Consider the following 2,193-nt stretch of genomic DNA (forward strand, 5'->3'; position numbering starts at 1 on the left):
GTTGAGCACCTGCTGCTGCGGCAGCGGCAGCACGAGGCCGATGGCGCCGCCGGCCAGCATGGCGATGGCCGCGGCGATCAGCGCCGTCTCGGCGCCATGCGCATCGGCAACGACACCCCAGATCCAGCTGCCCAGCGCGATGCCGCCGAAGGTGGCGGTCTGGTAGACAGACAGGACCCGGCCGACCACCCAGCGCGGTGTCGCCATCTGCACGGTGACGTTGAAATGGGACAGCGCGATCACCCAGCAGGCACCGCCGACCAGCAGGCCGAGCGAGGTCTGCCAGGCATGCTGGCTGATGGCGGCGTTGAAGGCGCAGGCAGCGAAGCCGGCGAAGGCACAGCGCACCATCGTCTCGCTGGAGAGCAACTGCCGCAGCCGCACGCTGATCAGCGCGCCGCCGACAGCACCGATGCCGAAGGCGCCCAGCATGATGCCGTAGGTCAGCGCGTCGCCCTTGACGACGTCGCGCGCCACCAGCGGCAGCAGCGCCAGCACCGCGCCGGCGCTGAAGCCAAAGGCCGCTCCCCTGACCAGCACCTTGCCGATGTTGGGCGACATGGCGACGTAACGCAGGCCGGCGCCCATGGCGGCCCCCAATGACTCGCGCGGCAAGGTCGAGACCGGTAGATCCGGTTTCCAGCGTGCCAGCACGACGATGAGGCCGATATAGCTCACCGCGTTCGCCGCGAAGGCGGCGGCCGCGCCGGCGGCCGCGACGATGATGCCGCCGATCGCCGGGCCGACGCTGCGGGTCAGGTTGAACCCCATGGAATTCAGCGCCACGGCGGCAGGCACCTTGTTGCGCGGAACGATGTCGCCGACGGAGGCCTGCCATGACGGGCTGTTGAGCGCCGTGCCGCTGTCGATCAGGAAGGTAAAGGCCAGCAGCGTCCACGGCGTGATCAGGTCCAGATAGGTGAACGCGGTCAGAAGCACCGAAACGACCAGCATGAAGGTCTGGGCGACCAGCATCACCTTGCGGCGGTCGAAGCTGTCGGCGATGGCGCCGGCGACAAGCGCGAACAGCATGATCGGCAAGGTGGTCGAGGCCTGGACCAGGGCGACCTGATAGGGCGAGGTGGCGATGGTGGTCATCATCCAGGCGGCGCCGACGCCCTGGATCAAGCCGCCGAAATTGGAGACGAGACTTGCGCCCCATACGGCGCGGAAGATGCCGTGCCGGAACGGCGCCAGCGCCGAGACGCTTTCGCTTTCCGGCTTTTCGTCAATCATCGGTGGGTTCCTGCCACGGCGCGCTGATCCTTGCGGTGATCCGTTTCCCCGCATGATTTGCCGAAACTATGGCATCGCGGCGCAAAGCGCGAATGCCTTGCGGGGAAGATCATGGTCCAACAAGGGGATAGCGAAGGGCCACACGCCTCCAACCTGACGTTTCAGCGCGCCTCGGCGACGGCCGCGTGCAGTGCCTCGGTCAGGTGGCCGGTGGATTGGCCGCCGGCATGGAGACGAAGGAAAAGCTCCATTCCCACCAGCCGAAGCCTCGAGGCCTGATCGCGCCTGGCGAGGTCGATCAGGTCCGCGACCGAAGATGCCGGCCACTTCATTGCATCGCGCAGAAAGCCGCCATGCAACAGGGACTCGGTGCCGGCTGTGAAGTTCGCCGATACCTGGAAACCGTTCTTCCTGGCCCTCACGTTCTGAAGTGGAATGTGTTTTTCCGCGACTTTCTTCAAAAGCCATTTTCCTTGCTTCTGGCGGTATTTGTGTCGCCGAGGCAGATGGATCGCGAAGTCGATCAGCCGGTTCTCGAGGAACGGCACCCTGAGCTCAACCGAGGCCGCCATGCTGAGCCGGTCATGCCGGTTCAGCAGATCCTGCAGATGCGAATACATGTCGTGAAGGCAGCATCCGAGGAAGGCGCGGTCGCCAAGCGGCGTCACCGGCTCGAGCCGGTCGAAGATCTTCGCTTGAAGGAAATTCAATTCCGGCGAAAGCGCCCTGAGCACGATGTTGCGATCCCAGGCATGGCCACCCGCGATCGATGTGCGGAACGGGGCATGACGCTGGCGCTCGAATTTGCGGGTCAGGCTTCGCTTCGAAAGAAACAGCCGCCTCGGCCAGGACCAGGGCCGCCACAATTTCAGGCTGGCTTCCTGCCAGTCGTAGCCGCCAAAGAGTTCGTCGGCGCCTTCACCGGTCAGCAGCACCTTGATGCCATCGGCCCGGCAC

At 65.4% G+C, this 2,193-nt stretch carries 2 protein-coding genes; both read right to left on the reverse strand.

Going from position 1 to position 2,193, the window contains the following annotated elements:
- Positions 1-1,236, reverse strand: a 1,236-nt coding sequence (locus tag EOA36_RS33880; RefSeq protein ID WP_127281062.1) for an MFS transporter, incomplete at its 3' end; no start/stop codon positions are given.
- A gap of 161 nt (positions 1,237-1,397) precedes the next feature.
- Positions 1,398-2,193 (reverse strand): asparagine synthase C-terminal domain-containing protein (locus tag EOA36_RS33885; protein ID WP_145969470.1); only part of this gene is annotated, 796 nt, incomplete at its 5' end.

It is taken from the genome of Mesorhizobium sp. M8A.F.Ca.ET.021.01.1.1 (assembly GCF_003998025.1).
GTDB lineage: Bacteria > Pseudomonadota > Alphaproteobacteria > Rhizobiales > Rhizobiaceae > Mesorhizobium.